The organism is Micromonospora sp. ANENR4, assembly GCF_015354395.1.
In the GTDB taxonomy this organism is placed as follows: domain Bacteria; phylum Actinomycetota; class Actinomycetes; order Mycobacteriales; family Micromonosporaceae; genus Micromonospora; species Micromonospora aurantiaca.
On the sequence record NZ_JADKYQ010000002.1, the window covers coordinates 441,893 to 465,904 of the forward strand.

At 74.5% G+C, this 24,012-nt stretch carries 28 protein-coding genes; 19 read left to right on the forward strand and 9 right to left on the reverse strand.

The window, feature by feature from the left end; genetic code table 11:
• Positions 1-27: 27 nt before the first annotated feature.
• From IRY44_RS05235 to IRY44_RS05265, 7 genes are all read left to right on the forward strand, one after another.
• On the forward strand, positions 28-1,812 hold the full coding sequence (locus IRY44_RS05235; protein ID WP_194799322.1) for a DUF4012 domain-containing protein: 1,785 nt from the start codon (positions 28-30) through the stop codon (positions 1,810-1,812).
• Between the two features lie 13 nt (positions 1,813-1,825).
• Positions 1,826-2,446 (forward strand): hypothetical protein, encoded by a 621-nt coding sequence (locus IRY44_RS05240; protein ID WP_128138550.1) that lies wholly within the window; start codon positions 1,826-1,828, stop codon positions 2,444-2,446.
• A 99-nt stretch (positions 2,447-2,545) separates the two neighbouring features.
• Positions 2,546-2,962 carry a protein-tyrosine phosphatase family protein gene (locus tag IRY44_RS05245; RefSeq protein ID WP_194799323.1) on the forward strand — a complete coding sequence of 139 codons (417 nt, stop codon included), beginning with the start codon at positions 2,546-2,548 and terminating at the stop codon, positions 2,960-2,962.
• 101 nt (positions 2,963-3,063) lie between these two features.
• A complete protein-coding gene (locus IRY44_RS05250) occupies positions 3,064-4,362 on the forward strand; it encodes a D-alanyl-D-alanine carboxypeptidase family protein (RefSeq protein WP_194799324.1) in 1,299 nt (432 codons plus the stop codon).
• 54 nt (positions 4,363-4,416) lie between these two features.
• On the forward strand, positions 4,417-5,580 hold the full coding sequence (locus tag IRY44_RS05255) for a glycosyltransferase (protein WP_194799325.1): 1,164 nt from the start codon (positions 4,417-4,419) through the stop codon (positions 5,578-5,580).
• The gene (locus tag IRY44_RS05260; protein WP_194799326.1) at positions 5,577-6,299 is read left to right on the forward strand and encodes a polysaccharide deacetylase family protein; all 723 of its coding nucleotides are present in this window, start codon (positions 5,577-5,579) and stop codon (positions 6,297-6,299) included. The genes IRY44_RS05255 and IRY44_RS05260 overlap by 4 nt, the downstream gene beginning before the upstream one ends.
• Positions 6,300-6,399: 100 nt before the next feature.
• Positions 6,400-7,680, forward strand: a complete 1,281-nt coding sequence (locus IRY44_RS05265) for a D-alanyl-D-alanine carboxypeptidase family protein (RefSeq protein WP_194799327.1) — start codon at positions 6,400-6,402, stop codon at positions 7,678-7,680.
• Between the two features lie 16 nt (positions 7,681-7,696).
• On the opposite strand, the gene IRY44_RS05270 is transcribed toward IRY44_RS05265, so the two are convergent.
• Positions 7,697-8,722, reverse strand: a complete 1,026-nt coding sequence (locus IRY44_RS05270) for a LacI family DNA-binding transcriptional regulator (protein WP_194799328.1) — start codon at positions 8,720-8,722, stop codon at positions 7,697-7,699.
• A gap of 199 nt (positions 8,723-8,921) precedes the next feature.
• On the opposite strand from IRY44_RS05270, the gene IRY44_RS05275 reads away from it, so the two are divergent.
• The 3 genes from IRY44_RS05275 to IRY44_RS05285 are packed head-to-tail and all read left to right on the forward strand — an operon-like array spanning position 8,922 to position 11,310.
• Positions 8,922-9,887, forward strand: coding sequence for an acetylxylan esterase (locus tag IRY44_RS05275; protein WP_194799329.1), 966 nt, complete (start codon positions 8,922-8,924; stop codon positions 9,885-9,887).
• 59 nt (positions 9,888-9,946) lie between these two features.
• Positions 9,947-10,759, forward strand: a complete 813-nt coding sequence (locus IRY44_RS05280; RefSeq protein WP_194799454.1) for a M15 family metallopeptidase — start codon at positions 9,947-9,949, stop codon at positions 10,757-10,759.
• Between the two features lie 44 nt (positions 10,760-10,803).
• A complete protein-coding gene (locus IRY44_RS05285) occupies positions 10,804-11,310 on the forward strand; it encodes a DinB family protein (protein WP_194799330.1) in 507 nt (168 codons plus the stop codon).
• Between the two features lie 27 nt (positions 11,311-11,337).
• On the opposite strand, the gene IRY44_RS05290 is transcribed toward IRY44_RS05285, so the two are convergent.
• Positions 11,338-12,111, reverse strand: a complete 774-nt coding sequence (locus IRY44_RS05290; RefSeq protein WP_194799331.1) for an alpha/beta hydrolase family protein — start codon at positions 12,109-12,111, stop codon at positions 11,338-11,340.
• Between the two features lie 147 nt (positions 12,112-12,258).
• On the opposite strand from IRY44_RS05290, the gene IRY44_RS05295 reads away from it, so the two are divergent.
• Positions 12,259-12,651 carry a hypothetical protein gene (locus tag IRY44_RS05295; protein ID WP_194799332.1) on the forward strand — a complete coding sequence of 131 codons (393 nt, stop codon included), beginning with the start codon at positions 12,259-12,261 and terminating at the stop codon, positions 12,649-12,651.
• 359 nt (positions 12,652-13,010) lie between these two features.
• Positions 13,011-14,210 carry an RtcB family protein gene (locus tag IRY44_RS05300; RefSeq protein WP_194799333.1) on the forward strand — a complete coding sequence of 400 codons (1,200 nt, stop codon included), beginning with the start codon at positions 13,011-13,013 and terminating at the stop codon, positions 14,208-14,210.
• Between the two features lie 32 nt (positions 14,211-14,242).
• Here the strand turns inward: IRY44_RS05300 and IRY44_RS05305 are convergent, their stop codons facing one another.
• The 5 genes from IRY44_RS05305 to IRY44_RS05325 all read right to left on the reverse strand — a co-directional run bounded on the left by IRY44_RS05305 (position 14,243) and on the right by IRY44_RS05325 (position 16,450).
• Positions 14,243-14,407, reverse strand: coding sequence for a hypothetical protein (locus IRY44_RS05305; protein ID WP_194799334.1), 165 nt, complete (start codon positions 14,405-14,407; stop codon positions 14,243-14,245).
• Positions 14,404-14,622, reverse strand: coding sequence for a helix-turn-helix transcriptional regulator (locus tag IRY44_RS05310; protein ID WP_013476639.1), 219 nt, complete (start codon positions 14,620-14,622; stop codon positions 14,404-14,406). Before IRY44_RS05310 ends, IRY44_RS05305 begins: the two co-directional genes overlap by 4 nt.
• Positions 14,622-15,101 carry a DUF2975 domain-containing protein gene (locus IRY44_RS05315; protein WP_135240344.1) on the reverse strand — a complete coding sequence of 160 codons (480 nt, stop codon included), beginning with the start codon at positions 15,099-15,101 and terminating at the stop codon, positions 14,622-14,624. Before IRY44_RS05315 ends, IRY44_RS05310 begins: the two co-directional genes overlap by 1 nt.
• Before the next feature lie 31 nt (positions 15,102-15,132).
• Positions 15,133-15,774, reverse strand: coding sequence for a dihydrofolate reductase family protein (locus tag IRY44_RS05320; protein ID WP_194799335.1), 642 nt, complete (start codon positions 15,772-15,774; stop codon positions 15,133-15,135).
• Between the two features lie 82 nt (positions 15,775-15,856).
• Positions 15,857-16,450 carry an HD domain-containing protein gene (locus IRY44_RS05325; protein ID WP_135240342.1) on the reverse strand — a complete coding sequence of 198 codons (594 nt, stop codon included), beginning with the start codon at positions 16,448-16,450 and terminating at the stop codon, positions 15,857-15,859.
• Positions 16,451-16,589: 139 nt separating this feature from the next.
• On the opposite strand from IRY44_RS05325, the gene IRY44_RS05330 reads away from it, so the two are divergent.
• The 6 genes from IRY44_RS05330 (at position 16,590) to IRY44_RS05355 (ending at position 21,499) form a co-directional block, all read left to right on the forward strand.
• Entirely contained in the window at positions 16,590-17,552 is a 963-nt protein-coding gene (locus tag IRY44_RS05330) for an LpqB family beta-propeller domain-containing protein (protein WP_194799336.1), read from the forward strand.
• Between the two features lie 110 nt (positions 17,553-17,662).
• Positions 17,663-18,439: a class I SAM-dependent methyltransferase gene (locus IRY44_RS05335; RefSeq protein ID WP_194799337.1), complete on the forward strand. Its 777-nt coding sequence runs from the start codon at positions 17,663-17,665 to the stop codon at positions 18,437-18,439.
• A gap of 55 nt (positions 18,440-18,494) precedes the next feature.
• The gene (locus IRY44_RS05340) at positions 18,495-19,496 is read left to right on the forward strand and encodes a hypothetical protein (protein ID WP_091418084.1); all 1,002 of its coding nucleotides are present in this window, start codon (positions 18,495-18,497) and stop codon (positions 19,494-19,496) included.
• Positions 19,493-20,146 (forward strand): hypothetical protein, encoded by a 654-nt coding sequence (locus tag IRY44_RS05345; RefSeq protein ID WP_194799338.1) that lies wholly within the window; start codon positions 19,493-19,495, stop codon positions 20,144-20,146. Before IRY44_RS05340 ends, IRY44_RS05345 begins: the two co-directional genes overlap by 4 nt.
• 15 nt (positions 20,147-20,161) lie before the next feature.
• A complete protein-coding gene (locus IRY44_RS05350) occupies positions 20,162-21,064 on the forward strand; it encodes an inositol monophosphatase family protein (RefSeq protein ID WP_013286528.1) in 903 nt (300 codons plus the stop codon).
• Between the two features lie 24 nt (positions 21,065-21,088).
• Complete coding sequence (locus tag IRY44_RS05355) at positions 21,089-21,499, forward strand: VOC family protein (RefSeq protein WP_194799339.1); 411 nt, start codon at positions 21,089-21,091, stop codon at positions 21,497-21,499.
• Between the two features lie 14 nt (positions 21,500-21,513).
• Here the strand turns inward: IRY44_RS05355 and IRY44_RS05360 are convergent, their stop codons facing one another.
• A complete protein-coding gene (locus IRY44_RS05360) occupies positions 21,514-22,290 on the reverse strand; it encodes an SDR family oxidoreductase (RefSeq protein WP_194799340.1) in 777 nt (258 codons plus the stop codon).
• 139 nt (positions 22,291-22,429) lie between these two features.
• Here IRY44_RS05360 and sigJ point away from each other — a divergent pair, with 139 nt between their 5' ends.
• A complete protein-coding gene (gene sigJ, locus IRY44_RS05365) occupies positions 22,430-23,296 on the forward strand; it encodes an RNA polymerase sigma factor SigJ (protein WP_194799341.1) in 867 nt (288 codons plus the stop codon).
• 8 nt (positions 23,297-23,304) lie between these two features.
• Here the strand turns inward: sigJ and IRY44_RS05370 are convergent, their stop codons facing one another.
• The gene (locus IRY44_RS05370; RefSeq protein WP_194799342.1) at positions 23,305-23,988 is read right to left on the reverse strand and encodes an SDR family NAD(P)-dependent oxidoreductase; all 684 of its coding nucleotides are present in this window, start codon (positions 23,986-23,988) and stop codon (positions 23,305-23,307) included.
• Positions 23,989-24,012 lie beyond the last annotated feature (24 nt).

Below are 24,012 nucleotides of genomic sequence, written 5' to 3' on the forward strand. Positions count from 1 at the left end.
TTCGACCGACACGTAGGGGGGAAATCCGTGACCGGACCTGGTGCCACGCCCGGCCGGCGGCGCCGTTCGCGACGGCGCCGGCGCGCCCGGGTCCGCCGGATCCTGCTGACCGGGCTGGTCGTCGTGTCGGTGCTGCTCAGCGCCGGCGGCTGGGTCGCGTTCCGGGGCTGGCAGGCCCGCGCCCACCTGGTGAACGCCGCCGGGCTGGCCCGGGAGCTCAGCGCCCAGGTGCTCGACGGCGACGTGGCCCGCGCCCAGCGCACGCTCGCCGCGTTGCAGGAGCAGGCCGCCGCCGCGCGCGGCGAGACCGGCGATCCGGTGTGGTGGGTGGGCCAGCAGACGCCGTACGCGGGGGACAACCTGGCCGCGGTCCGGCAGATCTCGGTGGCGGTGGACGACCTGGCCCGGCTCGCGTTCCCCACGCTGCTGCGCGTCGACCTCGCCTCGCTGGTGCCGAAGCAGGGCAAGCTGGATCTCGCCCGCCTGCGCGCCGTCTCGGCCGAGGTGTCCGCCGCCGACCAGGCCGTGCGCCGCACCGCCGACCGGCTGCGGCAGGTGCCCACCGGCGACCTCGTGACGCAGGTACGCGACGCGGTCGTCGCGTTGCGCACCGAGCTGGACCAGCTCGGCGAGCTGACCTCGGCCGCCGACCGGGGCGCCCGGCTGCTGCCGCCGCTGCTCGGCGCGGACGGGCCGCGCACCTACCTGCTGGTCTCGCAGAACCCGGCCGAGCTGCGCGCCACCGGCGGCATGTTCGGTGCGTACGCCGTGCTGCGCGCCGAGGGTGGAGGGATTCGCCTGGTGAAGCAGGGCAGCTCGTCCGACCTGCGGCTCTTCGACCCGCCGCTGAAGGTCGGCGCGGAGGCGAAACGGCTCTGGGGTGAGCTGCCGGGCATCTATCCGGCGGACGTGAACCTCACGCCGGACTTCCCGGCCGCCGCCGCGCTCTACCGGGACATGGTGCGCCGACGGACCGGCACCACTGTGGACGGGGTGCTGGCGGTGGACCCGGTGGTCCTGTCGTACCTGCTCGGCGTGGTGGGTCCGGTGCCCGTGCCGGACGGGCCGTCGCTGGCCGCCGCCACCGCGGTACGGACGCTGCTCAGTGACTCGTACCGGGATCTGGAGACGAAGGACCAGGACGAGTTCTTCAGCAGATCCGCGTCGGGCGTCTTCGACACGCTGTTCACCAAGACGGTAGACCCGAGGGCGCTTTTGACCGTTTTTACCCGTTCAATCAATGAACGTCGGATATTGTTCTGGAGTGTCCGATCTGAGGAGCAACGCGCACTGGCCGGCAGCCGGCTGGCCGGTCAACTCCCGGAGAAGGACACCGTGCCGACCGTCGGCGTGTTCCTCAACGACGGCAGCGGCGCGAAGCTCGGCTACTACCTCAGGTTCTCGGCCACCGTGACGGTCGGTGAATGCCATCCGGACGGGCGCCGCGAGCTGCGGCTGCGGGTCACGGTGCACTCCACCGCCCCGAAGTCGGGCCTGAGCAAGTCGGTCACCGGGCTGGCCCTGGCCGGCGACAAGTACACCGCACGCACCTTCGTCTCCGTGCACACGCCCACCGGCGGCGCCGTGCTCACCGGCCGGCTGGACGGACGGGACACCGCGATGGGCAGCGGCACCGACGGCCGCCGCCAGGTGGCGGTGGCGAACGTGGAGACCCGCCCGGGGCAGACCCGGACGCTCGACGTCACGGTGCTCACCGGCCAGACCGGCGCCGGGACCGCCGAGCTGGTGCACACGCCCACCGTCACCCCATGGACCACCCAAGTAGTCAACGCACCAAGCTGTGAACAGTAGGAGGGAATCCATCATGCGGCTATCCCGCATCATCATGGCGCTCACGGTGGGCCTGGCCGTAGCGGCCGTGCCGACCGCGGCCGGGGCGGCGCAGCCGCAGCCCCCGGTCTACCCGCCCGAGGTCGCGTCGCTGACCGTCTCACCGACGACCATCCGGCTCGGCGAGACGTTCACCCTGCGGGGTTCGAACTTCGCGCCGAACGAGTCGGTGCGGATCGACGTGGCGATCTCGGGTCTGCCCGCGGCCGCCCCGGCCGAGGGGACCGCGCGGCGCAGCGACGGCAGCACGGTGGCGATGGCGCCGGTCGCCTACACGCCCAACCGCGCCCAGCCGCAGCCCGCGCCGACCACGTTCACCGTGACGGCCGACGCCAGCGGCAACTTCACCGTCACCTACCGGCCGACCCGGCCGGGCCGGTACACGTTCACCGCCACCGGCCTGACGTCCGGGCGGATCGCGAGCGCGACCGGCACCGTCCTGCCGCCGCGGCCGACCAAGTCGCCGCACCACGGCGGGCTGCCGGTCACCGGTGACAGCATCGGCACGCCGCTGAAGCTCGGTGGGGGCCTCGCCGCCGCCGGTGCGGTGCTGCTTCTGGCCTCGATGGCCTGGCGTCGCCGTCGCCTCGGCTGATCCGGGGTGCGCCGGGGACGACCCGGCTCGATCGTGAGTGCCCGCCGGACCTCGTCCGGCGGGCACTCACGTGTCCGGACGCCGGGACACAATGACCCGATGGACGCGACACCGTGGACCGACCGGACCGGCCTGCTCACGCTTCCCGGGGGCGCCACCGTGCGCGGTCGCCGGGTCGCCGGGCCCGCGTCACCGGCTGACTTCGCCCTGCTGCTGGCGCCCGGTCCCGAGCCGGAGTGGCCGGCCCGGCGGGTCCGCTGGCCCGACTTCTGGATCCCGGCCGACCGGGCCGATGCCCTGGACGCGCTCCGGGAGGCGCGGCGGCGCGCGTACGCGGGGGAGCGGGTCGAGGTGGCCTGTCACGGCGGAGTCGGGCGCACCGGCACCGCGCTGGCCGCCCTCGCCGTGCTGGACGGGCTGCCCCCCGCGCGGGCGGTGGCCTGGGTGCGGTCCGGCTACCACAGGCGCGCGGTCGAGACGCCGTGGCAGCGGTGGTGGCTGCGCGGCGTGCGCTGACGCGCCAATCGGTCACCGACCGGGACCGCGTGATCGGCACCGTGTCACGACACCGGTGAGCCGTCCGGACCTGATCATCCGGCTCGGTAGGGTGCCATCTCATGAGAGCCCGGGTCCTGGCCGCCGCCACCGCCGTCACCCTGCTCACCACCGGCGTTCCGGCCCCGGCCACAGGCGCCCCGGCCGGCACGCCCGCGGCTGCGCCGGCCGCGGCACCCGCCGCTCCGGCCGCCGCACCCGTGCCCTGCCCGCGCCTGCCCGCGCCGAAGGTCAGCCGGCCGCCCCGCCCGACGCCGCCGGCCACGACGCCCGAACAGGCGGCGGTGGGCGGCGAGGCGCTGGCCGGTACCGGGCTGGTCACGCCACCCGGCAGCCCCGCGCCCCCGGCGGTCACCGCCGCCACCTGGCTCGTGGCGGACCTGGACACCGGCGCGGTCCTCGGCGCGTGCGGCCCACACGTCCCCGGCACCCCGGCCAGCACCCAGAAACTGCTGCTGGCCGCCACCATGCTGAGCCGACTGGACCCCAGGCAGGTCGCCGTCGCCACCCGCGCCGACCTGGACATCGAGCCGGGCAGCTCGGCCGTCGGCCTGCTCGTCGGCGGCCGCTACAGCGTGGAGACGCTGTGGCTGGGCCTGCTGCTCCAGTCCGGTAACGACGCCGCGAACATGCTGGCCCGTCTCGGCGCCGGCAGCTCCCAGGCCGGCGTCGCCGAGATGAACGCGCAGGCCCGCCGGCTCGGCGCCGGCCAGACGCACGCGGTCACCCCGTCCGGCCTCGACGGCCCCGGCCAGTTCACCAGCGCGTACGACCTGGCACTCATCGCGCGGGCCTGCTTCGCCGACGCCGCGTTCCGCCGGTACGCGCGCACCGAGCGCACGCAGATCCCGGCCCAGCCCGCGCTGAAGAAGGGCGGGTTCCAGATCCAGAACGAGAACCAGCTCATCTACCGCTATCCCGGCGCGCTCGGCGGCAAGACCGGCTTCACCGAGCTGGCCCGGCACAGCTACGTCGGCGCCGCCCAGCGCGACGGACGCCGCCTCGTGGTGACGCTGCTCGGCGCCGAGGCCCGCCCGGTACGCGGCTGGCAGCAGGGCGCCCAGCTGCTCGACTGGGGCTTCCGGCAGCCCCGGGACGCTTCGGTCGGCCGGCTGGTCGAACCGGGCGAACGGGACGCCGAGGCGGCGGAGCCCAAGCAGGCGGCGGCCGCGGAGCCGAGCCGTACCGCATCCCCGCCCTGGCGGGGACCGGCCGGGACCGCGCTGCGCCGCGTCGGCGACGGGGACTGGCGGATGATCGTGCCGCTCGCCGGTCTGCTGGCACTGACCGTCGGCGGGGTGGCGGCGGTGCTCGCCGCCCGCCGGAGCCGGTCACGCCGTCGCGGACGCCGCCGCGCCTGAACCCGGCGTCCCGGCGGATCGCGTGGACACCGATTCCGTGGGTATGCGCCCGGCATGGAGCACCCGGGCCGGATCGTGGTGGTCTCGGCGGACATCGGCGCCGGACACGACCGGGCCGCCGACGAGCTGGCGCACCGGCTGCGTGCGCGGGGCTTCGCGGTGGACCGGCTGAACCTCCTGCACCTGCTGCCCAGCCCGGTGCACCGGGCGGTACGCGAGACGTACCGGGGGGTGCTGCACCGGCTCCCCTGGGGCTACCACGCGCTGTTCCGGCTGACCGGCAACTCGCGGACCGCCGTACGCGCGATCCGCGCGCTGATGCGGCCGTTCCGCCGCCGCCTGCGCCGCCGCATCCCGCCCGACACCCGGGCCGTGGTCACCACCTATCCGTTCGCCAACCAGCTCCTCGGTCCGCTGCGGCGGCGCGGGCGGCTCCGTGTCCCGGTGATCACCTATGTGACCGACTTCGTGGTGCACCCGACCTGGCTCGCGCCGGGCGTGGACGTGTACTGCGCGGTCCGCCACGCCGAGACGCACCGGACCGGCGCCGCCGACGTCACCGCCGTGCAGCCGCTGGTGTCCCGCGCCTTCGCCCGGCCCGCCCCGGAGGACCGTCGGCGGGCCCGGCAGCGGTTCGGCCTACCGGCCGACGGGGTGCTCGCGCTGGTCGTCGCGGGTTCCTGGGGCGCCGGCGAGGTGGCGGCCACGGTGGCCGAGGTCGCCGCCGCGGGCGTCCGGCCGGTGGTGGTGTGCGGGCACAACGCGGCGCTGCGTCACCGGCTGCGCGGCGCCGGGCGGCACGTGCTGGGCTGGGTCGACGACATGCCGGCGCTGATGCGCGCGGTCGACGTCATGGTGGAGAACGCCGGCGGGCTGACCTGCCAGGAGGCGCTGGCGGCCGGGCTGCCGGTGGTCACGTACCGGCCCATCGCCGGGCACGGGCGCGCCAACGCCGCGATCCTGGCCCGGGCCGGCCTGAGCCGGTGGGCGGCCACACCGCAGCAGCTCGGGCCGGTCCTCGCGGCCGTGATCGGGACCGGACCGGTGAGCCCGTCCCGCGACGACGTGTACCGCGACCCGGCGGGCCTGGTCGCCGAGGCCGCGCGCCGGGCACCGCCGGCCGGACCGGCCGGTAAGCGCCGCCCGCTGCTGGACCCGGTCGGAGACGCCGTCGCCGTGCTCGCCGCGCTGCTGCAGTCCACCGGCGGCCTGCGATGAGAGCGGTCACCCTGGCGGGGGCCGCCGCGCTCGCGCTGCCGGTGCTGCACGCGGCACCGGCGGTGACGGCGCTGCCCGCGCTGCGGCGACGGCTGCTGCCCGGGCTGCACGGGCTCGGGACGCCCGGCCGGGTCGCGCTGACCTTCGACGACGGCCCGGACCCGGAGTCCACCGGGCACGTCCTGGACGTGCTGGCGGCGCACCGGGTCCGCGCCACGTTCTTCGTGCTCGGCGCGATGCTGCGGCGCCACCCCGCGCTGGGCCGCCGGGCGGCCGGCGAGGGCCACGAGATCGCCGTGCACGGCTGGACGCACGACAACCTGCTGCTGAGCGGCCCGGCCCGCACCGTCAGCGACCTGACCCGCGCCTACGACCTGGTCACCGACGTGACCGGCCGTCCGCCCGGGTTCATGCGACCGCCGTACGGCGTGCTCACCACCGCCGCGCTGGTGGCCGCCCGGCGGCTGCGGCTGCGGCCGGTGCTGTGGAGCTGCTGGGGCCGGGACTGGACCGCCACCGCCACCGCGGACACCGTCGCGCGCACCGTGCTGGCCGGACTGGACGCGGGCGGCACGATCCTGCTGCACGACTCCTCCCGTACCGCCGCGCCGGGCGCCTGGCGGGCCGGTCTCGCCGCGCTCCCGCGTGTGCTGGCCGAGTGCCGCCGCCGTGGATGGCAGGTCGGCCCGCTCGCCGGGCACGGGCTCCGCGCGCGCTGAGCCGCGAGCGAGCCGCGGAGCCTACCGCCTTACCTCGGTGCCGGGGCCCGAATCCCGGAGCCGGTGACCCGTTCGGGTCGGCGTGGCTAGCGTCCGGGTCATGAGGACCTGGGGACCCTTCGTGGCGCTGGCCGCCGCCCTGCTGCTGCCGGCCTCCGTGACACCGGCGGCGGCCGCCGCCCGCGCGCCGGTACGCCGGCTGCCGGCTGCGCCGCCCTGCCCGAACGTGCCGGCCCCGGCGACCCGGCCGCCGCAGCCGCCGCCCGCGCCCGACCCGGCCGCGCGCGCCGTCGGTGGCGCCGCGCTCGACACCGCCGGCCTCGTCGTCCCGCCCGCGTCCAGCGCGCCGCCGGCGGTGACCGCCACCTCCTGGGTGGTCGCCGACCTGGACAGCGGCGCGGTGCTCGGCGGCTGCGGCCCGCACGAGTACGGCGTGCCCGCGAGCGTGCAGAAGCTGCTGCTCGCCGCCACGATGCTGCCCCGGCTGGATCCGCACCGGGAGGTCACTGTGACCGCGGGGGACCTGGCCGTGGAACCGGGCAGCTCGGCGGTGGGGCTGGTCGAGGGCGGGCACTACCGGATCGAGACGATCTGGCTCGGCCTGCTGCTGCGTTCCGGCAACGAGGCGGCGAACGCGCTGGCCCGCCTCGGCGGCGGCCCGGACGGGCTGGCCGGCGGGGTGCGGGCGATGAACGAGGAGGCGCACCGGCTCGGGGCCCGGCAGACGCACGCGGTCACCCCGTCCGGGCTGGACGGACCGGGGCAGTTCACCAGCGCGTACGACATGGCGCTGATCGCGCGGGCGTGCTTCGCCGACCCGGCGTTCCGCGAATACGCCGCCACCCGGGTCGCGCAGATCCCGGCCCAGCCGGCGCAGCGGGCGAAGGGGTTCGCCATCTCCAACGACAACATGCTGCTGGAGCACTATCCGGGCGCGCTCGGCGGCAAGACCGGCTTCACCGACCTGGCCCGGCACACCTATGTCGGCGCGGCCGAGCGCGGCGGCCGACGCCTCGTGGTCACGCTGCTCGGTGCCGAGGTGACGACCCAGCGGGGCTGGCAGCAGGGCGCGGCGCTGCTCGACTGGGGGTTCGCGCAGCCCCGCGACGCGCAGGTCGGCCGGCTCGTCGAGCCGGGGGAACTGGAGCGCTCGGCGCCACCGGCGGGCGGGGCGGCCTCTGCGCTGGCCGGGCACGCCGATCTGCGCGGCGGCGGGGCGGCGCCCGGGCCGCGGCCCGGCGCGGGGGTGACGGTGGCGGTGGGCGCGGTGCTGACGGCCGGGGGAGCGCTGCTGCTGGCCCGGCGGCGCCGCCACGCCGCCGTGGTAGCCATGTCGACCGGGTCGGCGCTGCGGGAGCCGGAAATTCCGGAACAGGAGTGAAAGCAGGGGGCCCGGATCAGCGGGAGGCGGGTCCTGCGGTGCTGTCCCGCACCACCAGTTCGGTGGCCAGTTCGACCCGGGGCGAGTCGATCTCCTCGCCCTGGGCCAGCCGCAGCACGGTACGTGCGGCCAGCCGGCCCATCTCGACCAGCGGCTGGCGCACAGTGGTCAGCGGCGGGGAGGCCCAGCGCGCCTCGGGCAGGTCGTCGAAGCCGACCACGCTCACGTCGTCGCAGACCCGCAGTCCGCGGCGGCGTACCGCCTCGTACACGCCGAAGGCCATCTGGTCGCTGGCGGCGAAGATGGCGGTCGGCGGGTCGTCCAGGTCGAGCAGCGCGCCACCGGCGGTGAACCCGGAGGCGTGGTAGAAGTCGCCGGGCTGCACCAGCCGGTCGTCGGCGGCCACACCGGCGGCGGCCAGCGCGGCCCGGTAGCCGTCCAGCCGGGCCCGGCTGCACAGCAGGTGCGGCGGGCCGGCCACGAACCCGATCCGGCGGTGGCCGAGCTTGAGCAGGTGCTCGGTGGCGGCCAGGCCGCCGGTCCAGTTGGTGGCGCCGATGGCCGGCACGTCCGTGGCGGCCACGCCGGCGGCCGGGTCGACCACCACCACCGGCACGTTGAGGCGCCGCAGCTGGGCCTGCACGGCCGGGCTCAGGTGCGAGGTCACCACGATCACGCCGTCGGACGCGCGGGCGCGCAGGTTGTGCAGCCACTGCCGGGTGGAGCTGGACTCGCGGTGGATCGCCGAGACGACGGTGCCCACCCCGGCGGCGTGGCTGACGTCCTCCACGCCGCGGATGATCTCCACGGCCCACGGGCTGTCCAGGTCGTTGAAGACCAGGTCGACCAGGTCCGCCCGGCGCACCGTACGGCTGCCGCGGCGCCGGTAGCCGTGGTGACGCAGCAGTTCCTCGACGCGCTCCCGGGTGTCCGGTGCGACGTCGGAACGCCCGTTCAGCACGCGCGACACGGTCGGGACCGAGACGCCGGCCTCCCGTGCGATCGCGGTGATGGTCACCCTGCGCTCGTCGTCCGCGCTCACCCGTGTTCCCTTCGCCGGCTGCCGGAACCGACCGGTAGACCGTCCCGCCCCACGCACATCTTGCCGTACGGCGAGGGCTTGACGACAGGCCGGACCGGCCCTAGCGTTCGCACGAGTTGCGGAAACGTTCCGGAAATGCGCCAGTCATCTTCCGGCGAGTCGCCGTCCACCCCCGACGAACGACGAGGAAAACCGAGGCGTGTTCACCGACCTGACCGAGGCCGAACTCCGCACCTACCGCAGCGACCTGCACGAACCGCCGGACTTCGACGCCTTCTGGGCTGACACTCTCGCACAGGCGCGCTCCTGCGGCGACCCCGTGTCCGCGACCCCGCTGTCCACGCCGCTGACCGGTGTCGACGTCTTCGACGTGACCTTCCCGGGCTTCGCCGGACAGCCGATCCGCGCCTGGCTGCGGGTGCCGCGCGGCGCGACGGAGCCGCTGCCCACGATCGTGCAGTACGTCGGGTACGGCGGCGGGCGCGGCCACGCGCTGGAGAACCTGCTCTGGTCCGCCGCCGGCTTCGCCCACCTCCAGATGGACACGCGCGGTCAGGGCTCGGGGTGGAGCCGGGGCGACACGCCGGACATCGCCGCCGCCGGACCGCAGGCGCCGGGCATGGCCACCCGCGGCATCGAGGACCCGAACCGGTACTACTACCGGCGCTTCCTCACCGACGCGGTCCGCGCCGTGGACGCCGCGTGCGAGCTGCCGGGCGTCGACCCGGACCGGATCGCCGTACTCGGGCACAGCCAGGGCGGCGCGGCCGCGCTCGCCGCCGCGGCCCTGGCGCCGAAGGTGCGGGCGGCGGTGGCGCTCGTGCCGTTCCTCTGCGACATCCCGCGCGCGATCACGATCACCGACACCACGCCGTTCCGGGAGATCCGCGACTACCTCGCCGTGCACCGCGACCGTGAGGAGCAGGTGCTGCGCACGCTCGGCTACGTCGACGGCGTCGCGTTCGCCCGCCGCGCCACGGTGCCGGTCCGCTTCTCCGTCGCGCTGATGGACGACATCGTGCCGCCGTCGACGGTCTACGCCGCCTACCACGACTACCGGGGCGACAAGGACCTGACGGTGTGGCGGTTCAACGGCCACGAGGCGGGCGCGATCGACGACGACGCCGCCGCTGTCGACTTCCTGCGTACCGTGCTGGGCGGCTGACCACCGTTCCGCCGACGCCGGCCCGCGAGGGCTGGTAGACACGGCGGATGGGCACCGGCATGCGCGCGACGGCGGTCCTGGCCGTCGCGGCCGCGCTGATCGCCACCGCCTGCCAGCGGCCCGCGCCGTCGCCGTCGCCGTCCGCGCAGCCGTCACCGACCCCGACCGGCCCGCGGGCCCCGGCGGACATCGTGGACCTCACCGCCGTCGACCCCACCGTTCGCACCGACATCCGGTACGCGGGTCCGCACAACTTCGTCGGCCGCCCGATCGACGGGTACGCCGAGCCGCGCTGCCTGCTCACCCGCCCGGCGGCGCAGGCGCTGCACCGGGTGCAGACCGCCGCGCTCGCCGGCGGGCACAGCCTCAAGGTGTACGACTGCTACCGCCCGCAGCGCGCCGCCGACGACTTCGTCGCCTGGGCGAAACTCCCCGGCGAGCAGCGGATGAAGGGCGAGTTCTATCCCGGCGTGCCCAAGGACCGGCTGTTCGCCGACGGCTACATCGGCGCCCCCACCGCGCACAGCCGGGGCAGCACCGTCGACCTGACCCTGGTCCCGGTCTCCGGGCCCCCGCAGCCGGCGTACACGCCCGGTCAGGCGCTCGTGCCCTGCACCGAACCGGCCGGGCGCCGCTTCGCCGACGACTCGATCGACATGGGCACCGGGTTCGACTGCTTCGACCCGCGCGCCCACACCGCCGACGCGCGGATCAGCGACACCGCCCGGAACAACAGGGACCTGCTGCGCCGGCTGATGTCCGCGCAGGGCTTCGAGAACTATCCGCTGGAGTGGTGGCACTACCGGTACGTCGACGAGCCGTACCCGGACACCTGGTTCGACTTCCCGGTGGCCGGTTCGTCACTGCGGTGACGCGGTCGTTCCACCAAGATCGATCGCGGCTAGGCTCGGCGCTCATGGAGACCGAACGGATCGGCCCGCCGCTGCTCGCCGGCGAGCGGGAGTCGCTGCGCGCCTTCCTCGACTTCCACCGGGCCACGCTGGCCCTCAAGTGCGAGGGCCTGACCGACGAGCAGTTACGCCGGGCGGCGTCACCGCCGTCCGCGCTGTCCCTGCTCGGCCTGGTCCGGCACATGGCCGAGGTGGAGCGCACCTGGTTCCGCCGGGTCATCGCCGCCGAGGACGTGCCGCTGGTGTGGTCGGACAGCGGCGACTTCCAGCAGGCGTACGACGCCCGCGACGCCGACGTGGCGGAGGCGTTCGAGGCGTGGCGGCGCGAGATCGAGCACGCCCGGCGCATCGAACGGGAGGCCGAGTCGCTCGACGTGACAGGTCACCAGGCCCGCTGGGGCGAGGACGTCTCGCTGCGCCTGGTCATGCTGCACATGCTGCACGAGTACGCCCGCCACAACGGGCACGCCGACCTCATCCGCGAGGCGATCGACGGCACCGTGGGCGTCTGAGCCCGCTCGGACGCCCGCGCACACCGGTCAGCGCGTGCGCAGCGGCAGCCAGGCCAGCACATCCTGGATCCGCGCGTCCCAGTACGCCCAGTCGTGGTCACCCGGACCGAAGTCGACGGTGACCGGCACGTCACGCTTCCGGGCCACGTCCAGGAACCGCATGCTGTCCTCGTACAGGAAGTCCTCCGTGCCGCAGGCGACGTAGAGTGCCGGCCGGTCCTCGCCGGAGCGCTCCAGCAGCCCCACCGTGTCGTCGTCGGCGGGCACCGGGCCGTCACCCCAGACGGTGCGCCAGACCGCCGGGTCGACCGGATGCGTCGCATGGTGGCGGCGGCGCGTCACGTCCAGCGCGCCGGACAGGCTCGCCGCCGCCGCGAACCGCTCCGGGCGGCGCAGCGCCCACTTCATCGCCCCGTAGCCGCCCATCGACAGGCCCGCGACGAACGTGTCCTCCCGCCGGTCGGACAGCCGGAAGAACGACCGGCACACCTCGGGCAGCTCCTCGCTGAGGAACGTCCAGTACCGGTTGCCGTGCGCCTCGTCGCAGTAGAAGCTCCGCTGCACCTGCGGCATCACCACGGCCAGCCCCAGCGGCGCCACGTACCGCTCGATCGCGGTACGCCGGGTCCACACCGTGTCGTCGTCGGTCAGGCCGTGCAACAGGTAGAGCACCGGCGGATCGCCGTCGGCGGCCGCGCCCGGCACGCCGATCCCGGCCGCGCCGCGATCGGGCAGCAGCACCGTCATCGACGTGCCCATGCCCAACGCCTCGGAGAAGAAGTCACACCGGATCAGCGCCATGAGGCGGCAGCGTACCTCGGAGGGGTTCGATGAGGGCGTTCCTATTGCCCCGGGACGGTCGTACGGGAAAGGATGGCCGTGCGTGCCGGAAACACACTCGTAACCTGCGCGCTGCTGGTCTCTGTCACGAGGAAGTGGGAGTCAGGCATGAGCGACGTGTCCGCCGCACTGGGTGTGCGCCTCTACCCGGATCTGGTCGAGCCCGGCGGTCTCGCCCCCGCGCTCGTGGCGACCGCCGCCGCGAACCAGCTCGACGTCGGCGAGGTGACCGCGCCCGAGCAGGGACGCAGCCGGTTCACCTGCGCCGAGATGGCCTCCCCCCGGGGCGTCGTCTGCGTCAGCCTCGGCTCCCAGGCCCGCTACTTCATGATCGACCTGCGGGTGGACGGCGACGTCCAGGCCCGGGGTGACGCCACCGACCTGCTCCAGGTCGCGCAGGTCGCCGCCGCGTGGCGGGCCGGCATCACGCTCGCCGAGCTGACCGCGCGCTACCCGTTCATGGAGGAGATGCGCCGCCACCCGGTGGCGCACGCCGGCTAGCCGCCGGACCCGCCCGGCGCTCATCACGTCGCGCCTGCGCCGCTCATCCGTGCGCGAAGGAATATCGCGTTGCTGCCCGTGTGCGGCGCCCGTACGGTGAACGGGCAACGTCGATCCGATCCACCAGGGAGCCTGCCGTGTCGCAGCAGAACCGCACCCGCGCCGAGCGGCAAGCGCCGCGCGCCGGTGTCCTGCTGTCCGAATCGGGCACGGGCCGGCGACGGCAGTGGCAACCCGGGTGGTGGCGCGTCTAGCGCCGGCGCGACGATCCGCGCGAACCGCCCGCCCCGACACCGGAGCCGGGCGGTTCTCCGTGTCCGGGGCACCTGTCCAGGACGGACACGAACAAGGAGACGACGATGGGTTTCACCCCGCTGGCTGGTACCCGGGCACCGGTCCGGGTCTGGACCGACCCGTACGCGATCGAGGCGCAGGCGGCCCGGCAGCTGCGCAACATCGGCGCACTGCCGTGGGTGCAGGGCGTCGCGGTGATGCCGGACGTGCACTTCGGCAAGGGCGCCACTGTCGGCTCGGTGATCGCGATGCGGCAGGCCGTATCGCCGGCCGCGGTCGGCGTGGACATCGGCTGCGGCATGTCCGCGGTGCGCACCTCGCTGACCGCCGCCGACCTGCCCGACGATCTCGCGCCGCTGCGGTCGGCGATCGAGGCGGCGATCCCGGTCGGCTTCGCGATGCGCGACGACGCGGTCGATCCGCGCCGGGTCCGGGGCCTGGAGCAGGCGGGCTGGGACGACTTCTGGCGGCGGTTCGGCACGCTGGACCGGAAGGTGGCCCAGCTCGAGACGCGGGCGCAGCGGCAGCTCGGCACGCTCGGCGGCGGCAACCACTTCATCGAGGTCTGCCTGGAGCAGGGCGGCCCGGACGACGGCCGGGTCTGGCTGATGCTGCACTCCGGTTCCCGCAACATCGGCAAGGAACTCGCCGAGCGGCACATGGCGGTGGCTCGAGGGCTGCCGCACAACACCGACCTGCCGGACCGGGACCTCGCGGTGTTCCTCACCGGCACGCCGGAGATGGAGGCGTACCGGCGGGACCTGTGGTGGGCGCAGGAGTACGCCCGCCGCAACCGGGCGGTCATGCTCGCGCTGCTGAGCCAGGTGGTCCGGGAGGCGTTCCCGCACGTCGGCTACGACGAGCCGATCTCCTGCCACCACAACTACGTGGCGGAGGAGAGCTACGACGGGGTGGACGTGCTGGTGACCCGCAAGGGCGCGATCCGGGCCGGCAAGGGGGACCTGGGCATCATCCCCGGCTCGATGGGCACCGGCTCGTACATCGTGCGCGGCAAGGGGAACCTGGACGCGTACTGCTCGGCGTCGCACGGCGCCGGGCGGCGGATGTCGCGGGGGCAGGCGAAGCGGACGTACAGCACGGCGGATCTGGCCGCGCAGACCGCCGGTGTGGAGTGCCGCAAGGACGCCGGGGTGGTCGACGAGATCCCCGGCGCGTACAAGGACATCACCGAGGTGATGGCCCAGCAGGACGACCTGGTCGAGGTGGTCGCCCACCTCAAGCAGGTCGTCTGCGTGAAGGGTTGAGCGGCAGGGCCGGCGTCGAGGGGGCGCCGGCCCTACCGGGTACGCCGGACGACGCGGACGCCGATGGCGACCGCGCCGATGACGAGCAGCGCGGACAGGAGCTGCAGGCCGGGGGAGTCGTCGGCCTCTCCGTACACGAAGCCGGCGACGCCGAGCGCGACGGCGAGCAGGGCGACGACGGCGGCCAGGTATCTCATCGCTCCTCCTCGTCGGCGACCCATTCGAGCAGGTCGCCGGGCTGGCAGTCGAGCACCCGGCACATGGCCTCCAGGGTGCTGAACCGGACGGCCTTGGCGCGGCCGTTCTTGAGCACGGCGACGTTGGCCGGGGTGAGCCCGACGCGTTCGGCGAACTCGCCGACACTCATCTTGCGCTTGGCCAGTTCGACGTCGATGCGCACGACGATCGGCATCAGATCACCGCTTCCATGTCGGTGCGCAGCGTGGTGGCCTGGCGCAGCAGCGCGCGCAGCACGACCATCAGCAGCCCCAGCACGCTGACGCCGGTGACCAGCAGGAACAGCAGCAGCGGCAGGCCCGGGTCGTCGGCGTTGAAGCCGACGTAGAGGAACACACCGACCAGCACCACCCAGGCGGCGGCGACCGCCCAGACGATCCCGTCGACCCAGCCCAGGGACGCCTCGGTGAAGATGCGGTCGCGTTTGACCAGGGTGAGCAGGTGCCAGGTGCAGACGATCACCACCTGCACGCACAGCACCCAGAAGATCGTCACCGCGGTGGCGGGCCACCGCAGGTACGCCATGTCCGGGTTCTCGCGCGCCATGTGCGCGAACTGCCCGGGCAGCGACATGGTCTGGAACAGCACCAGGATCGCGAACAGCAGGACCAGGAAGGCGCGGAGTGGTGTGACCGCGCGTTGCGCCGTAAGCATGCATCGACTATCGCGCGGAACCTATCGAAAGTCAATCGGTATCGCTCGCGTGGCGGCCGACGGCGTAGCGGACGTGCACGGCGTGGCGCGAATGGTGCACGGCGCGGATCTCCAGGTCGACGTCCCGGTCGAAGCCCTCGAACAGCCGCTTCCCGCGGCCGAGGATCACCGGCGCGGTGGACAGGCCCAGCTCGTCGACCACGCCGGCCGCGAGCGCCTGCCGGATCACGTCGGCGCCCCCGCCGATGACCACCGCGCCGTCACCGGCCGTGCGCCGGGCCGCCGCCAGCGCCGCGTCGAACCCGTCGACCATGAGGAAGCCGGCGTCCGGGTCGGGCTGGTCGGCGGTGCGGTGGGTGAGCACGACCAGGGGCGCCTCGAACGGGTTGCGGCCGCCCCACGCGCCGGCGGCGTCGTACATGCCTCGGCCGCACAGCGCGGCGCCGACGCCCGCCAGCAGCTCGTCGAAGTACGCGCGGTCCGCACCGGTCATGCCGGTGCCGGGTTCGCGTGGCGTGTCGTAGGTCCACGGCCCACCCATCACCCAGTGGTGCAGCCGCTCGCCGCCGACACCGAGCCCCTGGCCGGCGTGGTCGTCCGGACCGGTGACGTAGCCGTCCAGGGACACGGTGACGAACGCCCGTACCCGGCCCCGCGCTTCGCTTGTGCTCATGTTTCCTCCCGGAGATCGGAGAACACCGACTCAGGGCAGACCACCGGCCGGTGCCGGACTCATCGCCGCCGTCGGTCCGGCGTCAGCCGTACACCGGATGTTCGGCCTGGAACGCCAGCCGGCGGTCCGCGCCGGCGGCCAGCTCGGCGAGCACGTCGTCGAGGTCCAGGAACGTCTGCCAGCGCTCCTGGCCGGTGATGCCGGCGAGCCGGTCGACCACGAGTTGCTCCAGGTCGGTGACGCGGCGGCCCTTCCACACCTTGTCGGCGAGGCTGACCATCAGGTCCTCCAGCTGCACGCCGGGGGAGTGCCAGGCGGCGTGGGTGACGGCGAAACGGGCCCGCTCCTCCGGTACGCCGAAGCGCAGCAGCAACTGGTAGCCCGCCTCCTCGTGCGCCGATCCAGGGCCGGTCAGCTCGCCGGGATGCTCGACCTTGCCCAGGTCGTGCACGGCGGCCCCGAACAGCACCGCCTGCCTGTCGAACGGCACCGCGGCGAACCGGTCGGCGAACGCGGCGGTCAGGTGCCAGGCGACGTCGTGCACCAGCCGCAGGTGCGCGCCCAGGCGCGGCGGGGCGGCCAGCGCGGCCAGCAGCTCGACCGCCACGCCCGGGAGCGGGAGCAGCGGCGGGTCGCCCGCCTCGGTGAGGGCGCGGTGCAGCGCGTCGGAGGTCATCGGGGCGAGCGTACCGGGCCGCTCCGGGCTCACCGGCGGTGATGGACGAGCAGCCGAACGTGAAGCGGCCGCTCGTCCGATTCCGGTGCGTCGATCCACTCGGGAGGGTTGGGGCCACGTCTCTCACGGGGGTTGTCGAATGACCGCACTGAATCGTCGTGCCCTGCTGCGTACCGCCGCGCTGACCGGGCTCGCCGCCGCGACCGGGCTGGCAGCCGCGCCCTCCGCCGCGTCCGCCGCACCGGTGTCCGCCGCCGACGCGGTGAACGGGTCGTGGCTGGTCAGCGTCGGCTGGGGTGTGCTCCAGGTCGACCCGGGCCGGACCACGCCGCGGGAGCTGCTGCCCAACGGGGACCACGCGAAGGCTTCGCCGGACGGCCGGTACGTGGCCTGGGTCAACACGGCGCGCTCGGGCGACGGCACGCTCGAGCCGTTCGTGGCCGTGTACGACCGGGTCACCGGCCAGAAGCGCACTCTGCTCGCCGACCCGTTCGGTGTCCGCTACGGCGCGCCGACCTGGTCACCGGACGGCTCCGAGATCGCGCTCGTCACCGGGCAGGACAACGACCGGCTGATCGCTGTGGACGTGGTCACCGGCGCCACCCGCGTGCTGGTCGAGGGGCATTCCATGAGGGACCCGGACTGGTCCCGGGACGGCTCGATGATCGTCGTGAAGTGGCGTAGCCGTTCGCAGGGCTGGCAACTGCGGGTGCTGGAACTCGCGACCGGCACGGTGCGGCCCGTCTACACGCCGGTGGCGGGCGAGATGTTCATCTCGCCGGTCTTCATGCCCGACTCCGGGCGCGTCGTCTTCTGCACCAACCGCTGGCACCTGGACCGGGAGGTCTACAACCAGTCGCTGGCGTCGGTGCGCATCGGCGGCACCGGGCTGAAGAAGCTCACCGACGAGCCCCGGTTCTACCTGTCGCCGGTGTTCTCCCCGGACGGCCGCTACTGCGCCGCGCTGTCGATCCCGCCGGAGAACGAGTACCCGGACGGCGGCAACATCATCGTGTCCACCAGTGGCTTCGGCGAGCAGTGGTGGATCCCCGGCGACGAGTACGACGACAGCACCCGGCTGGACTGGGCGCGGGCGATCTGACGTACCGCCGCGCGCACATCCGGCGACGGATGTGCGCGCCGCCGGGCGCGACCGGTGCGAGGCTTGGAGCGGACGCCGCCGACGGGGCCGGCGTCCGCTGTGGAGGGGTGATGGCCGAGCCGCCGACCGGGACGTCGTCGCACCGCGCGCAGGCGCACGGCAGGCACGCCAACCACCGCCGCTACCACGACGGCGCCGAGGTCGACGGGTACGTCGACGACCCGTACCACCGGGTGCGCCGCGCGGTCGCGGCCCGGCTGATGGCCGAGGGGGTGACCGGCCGCGGGCCGGTGCTGGAACTGGGCTGCGGGCCGCGCGGCATGCTCGAGCCGGCTGCGCTGCCCGGCCCGGTGATGCTCGCCGACACGGCCGAGACGGCGCTGCGCACTGCTCGCGCGGCGGCCTGCGGACGGGCGCTGCCGGTCTGCCTGGACGCCACCCGTGGGCTGCCGTTCCGGGCGGGCAGCTTCGCCGGGCTGCTCGCCGGGGAGCTGATCGAGCACGTGTACGACCCGCTGGCGCTGCTGCGGGAGTGCCACCGGGTGCTGGCGCCCGGCGGCCTGCTGGTGCTCACCACCCCGAACCTGGCGCCGGTGCAGGACCGGCTGGCGTTTCTCGCCGGCCGGGCGCCGCGCCAGGTCGACCCGCTGCATCCGTACCTGTGGCTGCACATCCGCCCGTTCACCGCCTCGCTGCTGCGCCGGACGCTGCGCCGGGCCGGGTTCACGCCGGTGGCGCTGCGCTCGAACGAGGTCGGCTGGCGGCTGCCGGGCGGCCGGTGGGTGACCTCGCGCCGGCTGGCCCGCGCCGCGCCCGGCCTGGGCGGTTCGCTGATCTGCGCCGCCCGCCGGCAGGGCGGACCGCCACCGGCCCGAAACAGGGTGTGATGGCGACATTGACAGCGGGCTATCATGGAGGTTCCGTCGTCGACCGGGGGATGTCATGACGCGCCTGCTCGCCTGGGTCGTGACCAATCTCGACGCGTTCATCGGCCTCGTCCTGGCGCTCACGGTGTCCGTGCTCGGCCTCACCAACGCGGTCGACCAGGAGGTCGTCAACAGCGCGATCCTGCTGGTCCTGGGCCTGCTCGCGCAGGCGATGCTGCGCGACCGGCTGCGCCGGCGCACCACCGAGCGGGAGGTCCGTCAGGTCATCTCGGACACCCGTGACCGGCTGACCGACCTGGTCCCGCAGATGCAGGAGATCACTGGGCCGGAAGGCGCGCTGAACCGGGCCCGCGAGGCCATCGACAGTGTCTCGATGGTGCGCGTGCTGCACGGCAGCGAGGTCGGGCAGGCGCTGGCCGAGGCGCGGCGGCACACCGACCAGTGGAGCTTCAAGGGCGGCACCGGCACCTTCCTGCGCGCGGTCACGCTGCCGGACTGCCTGGAACACGCCCGGCGGCGCAACGCCACGCTCACCGTCGCGATCGAGATCATCGATCCGACCGACGAGGAGGTCTGCGAACGGTACGCGCGGTTCCGGCGCAGCCTCGACCCGGACGCGCCGGGCGAACCGTGGACCGTCGACCGCACCCGCAAGGAGTCGTACGCGACGGTGCTGGCCGCCTGCTGGCACCTGCAGCGGTCCGGCCTGCTCACCGTCGACGTCCGGCTCTCCGCGCAGATGACCACGTTCCGCTACGACCTCTCCTCGTCCTGCGTCGTCATCACCCAGGAGAACCCGCAGACGCCCGCGCTGCGCATCGACCGCGGCGAGGTCTACTACAACCGTTTCAACATCGAGCTGGACTACAGCCGCCGGCAGAGCCGGCGCGTGCCGATCGAGGCGGCGGCCCAGGTCAAGCTCGACGACGAGCCGTCGGTCGAGCAGGTACGGCGGTTGTTCACCGCCCTCGGCCTGACGCTGCCCCGGTCCTTCGGCGACCGTGAGGTCGCCGACATCATCGGCAAGGCCGTCCAGGCGAGGAACCCCTACTCATGACCAGTTACGCCGACCTCGAACGGGAGATCGACCGGGGCACCCGGCCGGAGATGCTGCGCGGCTGGGTGCTGGACGTGCTCGGCGACGTCGCCGAAGGGCGTCGGCCGCTGCGCGCGGTCCGGCATCCGCTCGGCTTCACCTGCCTGCCGGTGGAACGCGACGGCCCGGACGGCATCTGCGTGCACGCCTGGCCGGCCGACCCGCCGCCGGTGCGCCCGACCACGTCCACCATGCACTCGCACAGCTGGGACCTGCTCAGCCACGTGCTGCACGGCACCGTCCGCAACGAGCTGATCGAGGTCGACGACGCGCCGGCCGACCCGGCCTGGCGGATCTACGAGGTGCACAGCCTCGGCGAGGTGGACGAGATGGCCGCCACCGACCGGCTGGTGACCGCGATGACCGCGACGGTGGAGACGCACTCCGCAGGCGACTCGTACGCGCTGCGCGCCGGCGGTTTCCACACCTCGGAGGTCGACGCCGGTGAGCCGGCGGTGACTGTGGCGCTCGGCCGGACCACTCCCGGCGCGTGCGACCTGAGCCTCGGCGCGGTGGACGGGCGCAGCCACCGGGTTCGCCGGGACCGCTGCGACGCGGCGGAGACCGCGCGGATGGCGCGGCAGATCGCGCGACTTGTGGCACGGGGCTGACTGGCTGGAGGAGCCATGGACGTGGAGCCGAGCAGAGGCGGGCCCGACCTGCGCGACGCGCACCGGTTCGCGGTGGAGGCCGCGCAGGCGGCGGGCCGACTGCTGCGCCGGGGCACCCGGGGGGAGGTGCACGCCCGGGCCAAGAACGACACCGGTGACCTGGTGACCGACCTCGACCTGGCCGCCGAGCGGCTGATCGTCGACCGGATCCGGGCCCGCTGGCCGGAGCACGGCGTGATCGCCGAGGAGGGCGGCGAGTACGCCCCGGACACCGCCTGGGCGTGGCTCGTCGACCCGCTCGACGGCACGAACAACGTGGCGATCGGGCTGCCCGCGTACGTGGTCGGGATCGCCCTGTGCGACAACGGCTCGCCGGTGCTCGGCGTGGTGCACGACCCGGTCGCCGGCCGTACCTGGTCGGCGGTGCGCGGCCGGGGCGCGTTCGTGCACGCGTCCGGCCCGGCCGCGCGGCCGCTGCGCGCCGCGCAGCGTCCGGTCCCGTCCGCGCCCGTGCTGGCCTGGACCCAGGGGCACGAGGTACGCCGGGACGACAGCACCGCCCGGGCGCTGAAGGTGGTGCTGGACACCAGCGCACGCCGGGTGCTGCAACTGTGGGCGCCGCTGCTGTCCTGGGTGATGCTGGCCCGCGGCGACATCGACGGCATCGTCGGCTACCGCCCCGAGGCGGTCGATCTGCCCGCCGGGATGCTGCTCGCCGTCGAGGCCGGCATGGCGGTACGCGCGCTCGACGGCGGCACGTTCGACGACAGGTACGGCTGCCCGGCGGACCGGCGCAGCTTCGTGGCCGGGCCGCCGGAGACCATCGACCGGCTGGTCAAGCTGGTCACCGCGGCACAGTGGATCGAGCCGCAGGTGCGCCGCCTCACCCCGGTCGGCCTCGGTTCGGTGGGCTGGTGACCCGGGTCGGCTAGCCTCGGCCGGATGGCCGCCAGACAGCTCAAGCTCGGGCTCCGGGTCCGTGACCTGGACCGTTCCCACCGGCTCTACCTGCGACTCGGCTTCAAGGAGATCCCGAACGCGGATCAGCCGAACCTGCGCTACCTCACGTTCGGCCACACCTGGCTGATCCTGTCCGACCTGCACCGCCACGGGCACCACAACGCGGAGCGGGAACGCGAGGTCAAGGCCGGGCCGCCGGGGCTCGGTGTCGTGCTCACCGTGCCCACCGCCGACCTGGACGCCACGTACGCGCTGTGGCGCGACGAAGGGCTGCCGGTGACGCTGGAGCCGGAGGACGTGGGCTGGGCGCGGATCTTCTACGGGCTCGACCCGGACGGCTACGAGGTCATGTTCGAGCAGTTCCATCCCGTCACGCGTGCCGCCGACGCCTGAATTGCCGCAGCGCGTCAGCTGACCGGCCGCGACGGCGCCCGCTCGGCCAGGAAGTCGGCCCAGGTCCGCACGCCTCTCGCCGCACCGGGCCGGGCGAGGTTCGCGCCGTCCCGGTACGCGCGGCCGGCTCGCCCGGGGATGCGTACCGGCAGCCGGGCCCGGCGCTTCCCGGTGACGGTCAGGTAGCCGGTCAGCAGCTCGCCGATGCCGTGGGTGCCCGGCCCGGCCAGGTCCGGCACCAGCCCGGCCGGTGCGCCCAGCGTCAACTCGGCCAGCCGGGCCGCCACCTCGGCGGCGTCGACAGGCTGCAACCGCAGCCCGCCCGGCACCGGCACCACGGGCAGCCGGGCCATCGCCGTCAGCATGGTCAGCACCAGGTCGTGCACCTGCGCTGCGCGCAACACCGTCCACGGGACGCCGGAGTCCGTCACCGCGCGCTCGGCGTCGAGCTTGGACCGGATCCAGGCCAGCGGCACCCGGTCGGCGCCGGTCACCGAGATGTGCACCAGGTGCGCCACACCGGCCCGGTGCGCGGCGCGGGCCAGGTGTACGGTGGCGCGGTCGTCGCCCTTCGCGCCGCCGGCCAGGTGCAGCACCGTGGACACCCCGCGCAGGGCGGGGCCGAGGTCGGCGCCGCCGAGCAGGTCGGCGGTCACATGGGTGACGCCGTCGCCGGACCGCCCGCCGCGCCGGCTGAGCACCCGCACGGGGTGCCCGGAGGCGCGCAGCAGCGGTACGACGTGCCGGCCGATCGTGCCGGTGCCGCCGGTGACCAGGATCTGTTTGTTCATCGTGTCGCCTTCCGTCGCCTGCGCTGTCACGTCGACCCGCGCCGGCCCGCCGACGTGACGGATGTGACAGCCGTCACGTCTGGTCACATCGGTGACCCGGTGCGGGTCGAGACGGCGTGTGGGAGGGGAGGCTCAGGTGATGGACACCGGGCTGGCGGAACGGTTCGAGCGGGAGCGGCAGCGGTTGCGCGCGGTGGCGTACCGGCTGCTCGGGTCGCTCACCGACGCCGAGGACGCGGTGCAGGAGACCTGGCTGCGGTTGTCCCGTACCGACGCGGCCTCGGTGGACAACCTGGACGCCTGGCTCACCACTGTGGTCACCCGGGTCAGCCTCAACACGCTGCGGTCCCGCGCCGCCCGCCGGGAGGACCCCCTCGACGTACGCCTGCCCGACCCGGTGGTGGAGACCGGCGCCGACGACCCGGCGCACGCCGCGGTGCTCGCCGACTCGGTGGGCCTGGCGCTGCTGGTGGTGCTGGACACGCTGACCCCGGCCGAGCGGCTCGCGTTCGTGCTGCACGACATGTTCGGCGTGCCGTTCGACGAGATCGGCCCGCTCGTCGACCGCTCACCGGCGGCGGCCCGGCAACTCGCCAGCCGGGCCCGCCGCCGGGTACGCGGACAGGCGCCCACCCCCGATCCCGACCTGACCCGGCAGCGGGCGGTGGTGGACGCCTTCCTCGCCGCCGCCCGCGACGGCGACCTCGACGCGCTGATCGCGGTGCTGCACCCGGATGTGGTGCTGCGCTCCGACGCCGGGACCGCCCGCGCCCGCCACACGGTCGTGCTCACCGGCGCGACGACCGTGGCGGCGCAGGCGACCACGTTCGGCCGGCTCTTCCCGCACGCCCGGCCGGTGCTCGTCAACGGCGCCGCCGGGGTGCTGGTGAGCGCCGGGGACCGCCCGCTGTCGGTGATGGCGTTCACCGTCACCGGCGGCCGGATCGCGGCGGTGGACGTGATCGCCGACCCGCACCGGCTGGCCGCGCTGGGCCTCGCCGGCTGAGCCGCGTCCTACCAGGGCAGCTCGCCGTGCTCGTCCTGCAACGTCCCGGTCGGGCCGTCCGCGTCCGGCGTCGCCAGCCGTACGATCACCCGGGCGCTGTCCCGCGGCGACCGGCCGCCGGCCATCGCGGCGGTCATGTCGGTGTCGGTGAAGCCGGGCTCGACCGCGTTGAACCGGATGCCCGGGTTCGCCTTGGCGTACTGGAGGGTCAGCATGGTGGCCGCCGCCTTGGACGAGGCGTAGAGCAGGGCCGGCATGCCGTACTCCGGGCGCTGCGGGTTGGTCGTCGCCCAGAAGGACCCGGCGCTGCTGGACACCGTGACCACTGTGGGGTTCGGCGACCGGCGCAGCAGGGGCAGCGCCGCCTCGGTGACCCGGACGACGCCCACCGCGTTGGTGTCGAAGACACGCAGGGCGGTCGGGCCGCTGACGGCCTCGTCGAGCACTCCCGCGTTGTGCACGAGCACGTCGAGCCGGCCCTCGGCCGCGTCGATCGCGGCCAGCGCGGCGGTGACCGAGGCGTCGTCGGTCACGTCGAGCTGCACGAAGCGCGCGCCGAGCGTCGCCGCGGCCGTCTCGCCCCGTTCGACGTCCCGGGCGCCGACGTACACGACGTGGCCCAGGTCGAGCAGCTGCCGGGCGGTCTCGAAACCGATGCCCCTGTTGGCGCCGGTGATCAGTGTGACGGTCATGTCTCTCCTCGCGGTACGTGGGCC

What these genes read in the sequence shown, in the direction of transcription:
- IRY44_RS05240 (WP_128138550.1), top strand. Translation starts at nt 1,826, where the DNA reads ATGCGGCTATCCCGCATCATCATGGCGCTCACGGTGGGCCTGGCCGTA.
- IRY44_RS05245 (WP_194799323.1), top strand. Translation starts at nt 2,546, where the DNA reads ATGGACGCGACACCGTGGACCGACCGGACCGGCCTGCTCACGCTTCCC.
- IRY44_RS05250 (WP_194799324.1), top strand. Translation starts at nt 3,064, where the DNA reads ATGAGAGCCCGGGTCCTGGCCGCCGCCACCGCCGTCACCCTGCTCACC.
- IRY44_RS05255 (WP_194799325.1), top strand. Translation starts at nt 4,417, where the DNA reads ATGGAGCACCCGGGCCGGATCGTGGTGGTCTCGGCGGACATCGGCGCC.
- IRY44_RS05260 (WP_194799326.1), top strand. Translation starts at nt 5,577, where the DNA reads ATGAGAGCGGTCACCCTGGCGGGGGCCGCCGCGCTCGCGCTGCCGGTG.
- IRY44_RS05265 (WP_194799327.1), top strand. Translation starts at nt 6,400, where the DNA reads ATGAGGACCTGGGGACCCTTCGTGGCGCTGGCCGCCGCCCTGCTGCTG.
- IRY44_RS05280 (WP_194799454.1), top strand. Translation starts at nt 9,947, where the DNA reads ATGCGCGCGACGGCGGTCCTGGCCGTCGCGGCCGCGCTGATCGCCACC.
- IRY44_RS05285 (WP_194799330.1), top strand. Translation starts at nt 10,804, where the DNA reads ATGGAGACCGAACGGATCGGCCCGCCGCTGCTCGCCGGCGAGCGGGAG.
- IRY44_RS05290 (WP_194799331.1), bottom strand. Translation starts at nt 12,111, where the DNA reads ATGGCGCTGATCCGGTGTGACTTCTTCTCCGAGGCGTTGGGCATGGGC.
- IRY44_RS05295 (WP_194799332.1), top strand. Translation starts at nt 12,259, where the DNA reads ATGAGCGACGTGTCCGCCGCACTGGGTGTGCGCCTCTACCCGGATCTG.
- IRY44_RS05300 (WP_194799333.1), top strand. Translation starts at nt 13,011, where the DNA reads ATGGGTTTCACCCCGCTGGCTGGTACCCGGGCACCGGTCCGGGTCTGG.
- IRY44_RS05305 (WP_194799334.1), bottom strand. Translation starts at nt 14,407, where the DNA reads ATGAGATACCTGGCCGCCGTCGTCGCCCTGCTCGCCGTCGCGCTCGGC.
- IRY44_RS05310 (WP_013476639.1), bottom strand. Translation starts at nt 14,622, where the DNA reads ATGCCGATCGTCGTGCGCATCGACGTCGAACTGGCCAAGCGCAAGATG.
- IRY44_RS05315 (WP_135240344.1), bottom strand. Translation starts at nt 15,101, where the DNA reads ATGCTTACGGCGCAACGCGCGGTCACACCACTCCGCGCCTTCCTGGTC.
- IRY44_RS05320 (WP_194799335.1), bottom strand. Translation starts at nt 15,774, where the DNA reads ATGAGCACAAGCGAAGCGCGGGGCCGGGTACGGGCGTTCGTCACCGTG.
- IRY44_RS05325 (WP_135240342.1), bottom strand. Translation starts at nt 16,450, where the DNA reads ATGACCTCCGACGCGCTGCACCGCGCCCTCACCGAGGCGGGCGACCCG.
- IRY44_RS05330 (WP_194799336.1), top strand. Translation starts at nt 16,590, where the DNA reads ATGACCGCACTGAATCGTCGTGCCCTGCTGCGTACCGCCGCGCTGACC.
- IRY44_RS05335 (WP_194799337.1), top strand. Translation starts at nt 17,663, where the DNA reads ATGGCCGAGCCGCCGACCGGGACGTCGTCGCACCGCGCGCAGGCGCAC.
- IRY44_RS05340 (WP_091418084.1), top strand. Translation starts at nt 18,495, where the DNA reads ATGACGCGCCTGCTCGCCTGGGTCGTGACCAATCTCGACGCGTTCATC.
- IRY44_RS05345 (WP_194799338.1), top strand. Translation starts at nt 19,493, where the DNA reads ATGACCAGTTACGCCGACCTCGAACGGGAGATCGACCGGGGCACCCGG.
- IRY44_RS05350 (WP_013286528.1), top strand. Translation starts at nt 20,162, where the DNA reads ATGGACGTGGAGCCGAGCAGAGGCGGGCCCGACCTGCGCGACGCGCAC.
- IRY44_RS05355 (WP_194799339.1), top strand. Translation starts at nt 21,089, where the DNA reads ATGGCCGCCAGACAGCTCAAGCTCGGGCTCCGGGTCCGTGACCTGGAC.
- IRY44_RS05360 (WP_194799340.1), bottom strand. Translation starts at nt 22,290, where the DNA reads ATGAACAAACAGATCCTGGTCACCGGCGGCACCGGCACGATCGGCCGG.
- sigJ (WP_194799341.1), top strand. Translation starts at nt 22,430, where the DNA reads ATGGACACCGGGCTGGCGGAACGGTTCGAGCGGGAGCGGCAGCGGTTG.
- IRY44_RS05370 (WP_194799342.1), bottom strand. Translation starts at nt 23,988, where the DNA reads ATGACCGTCACACTGATCACCGGCGCCAACAGGGGCATCGGTTTCGAG.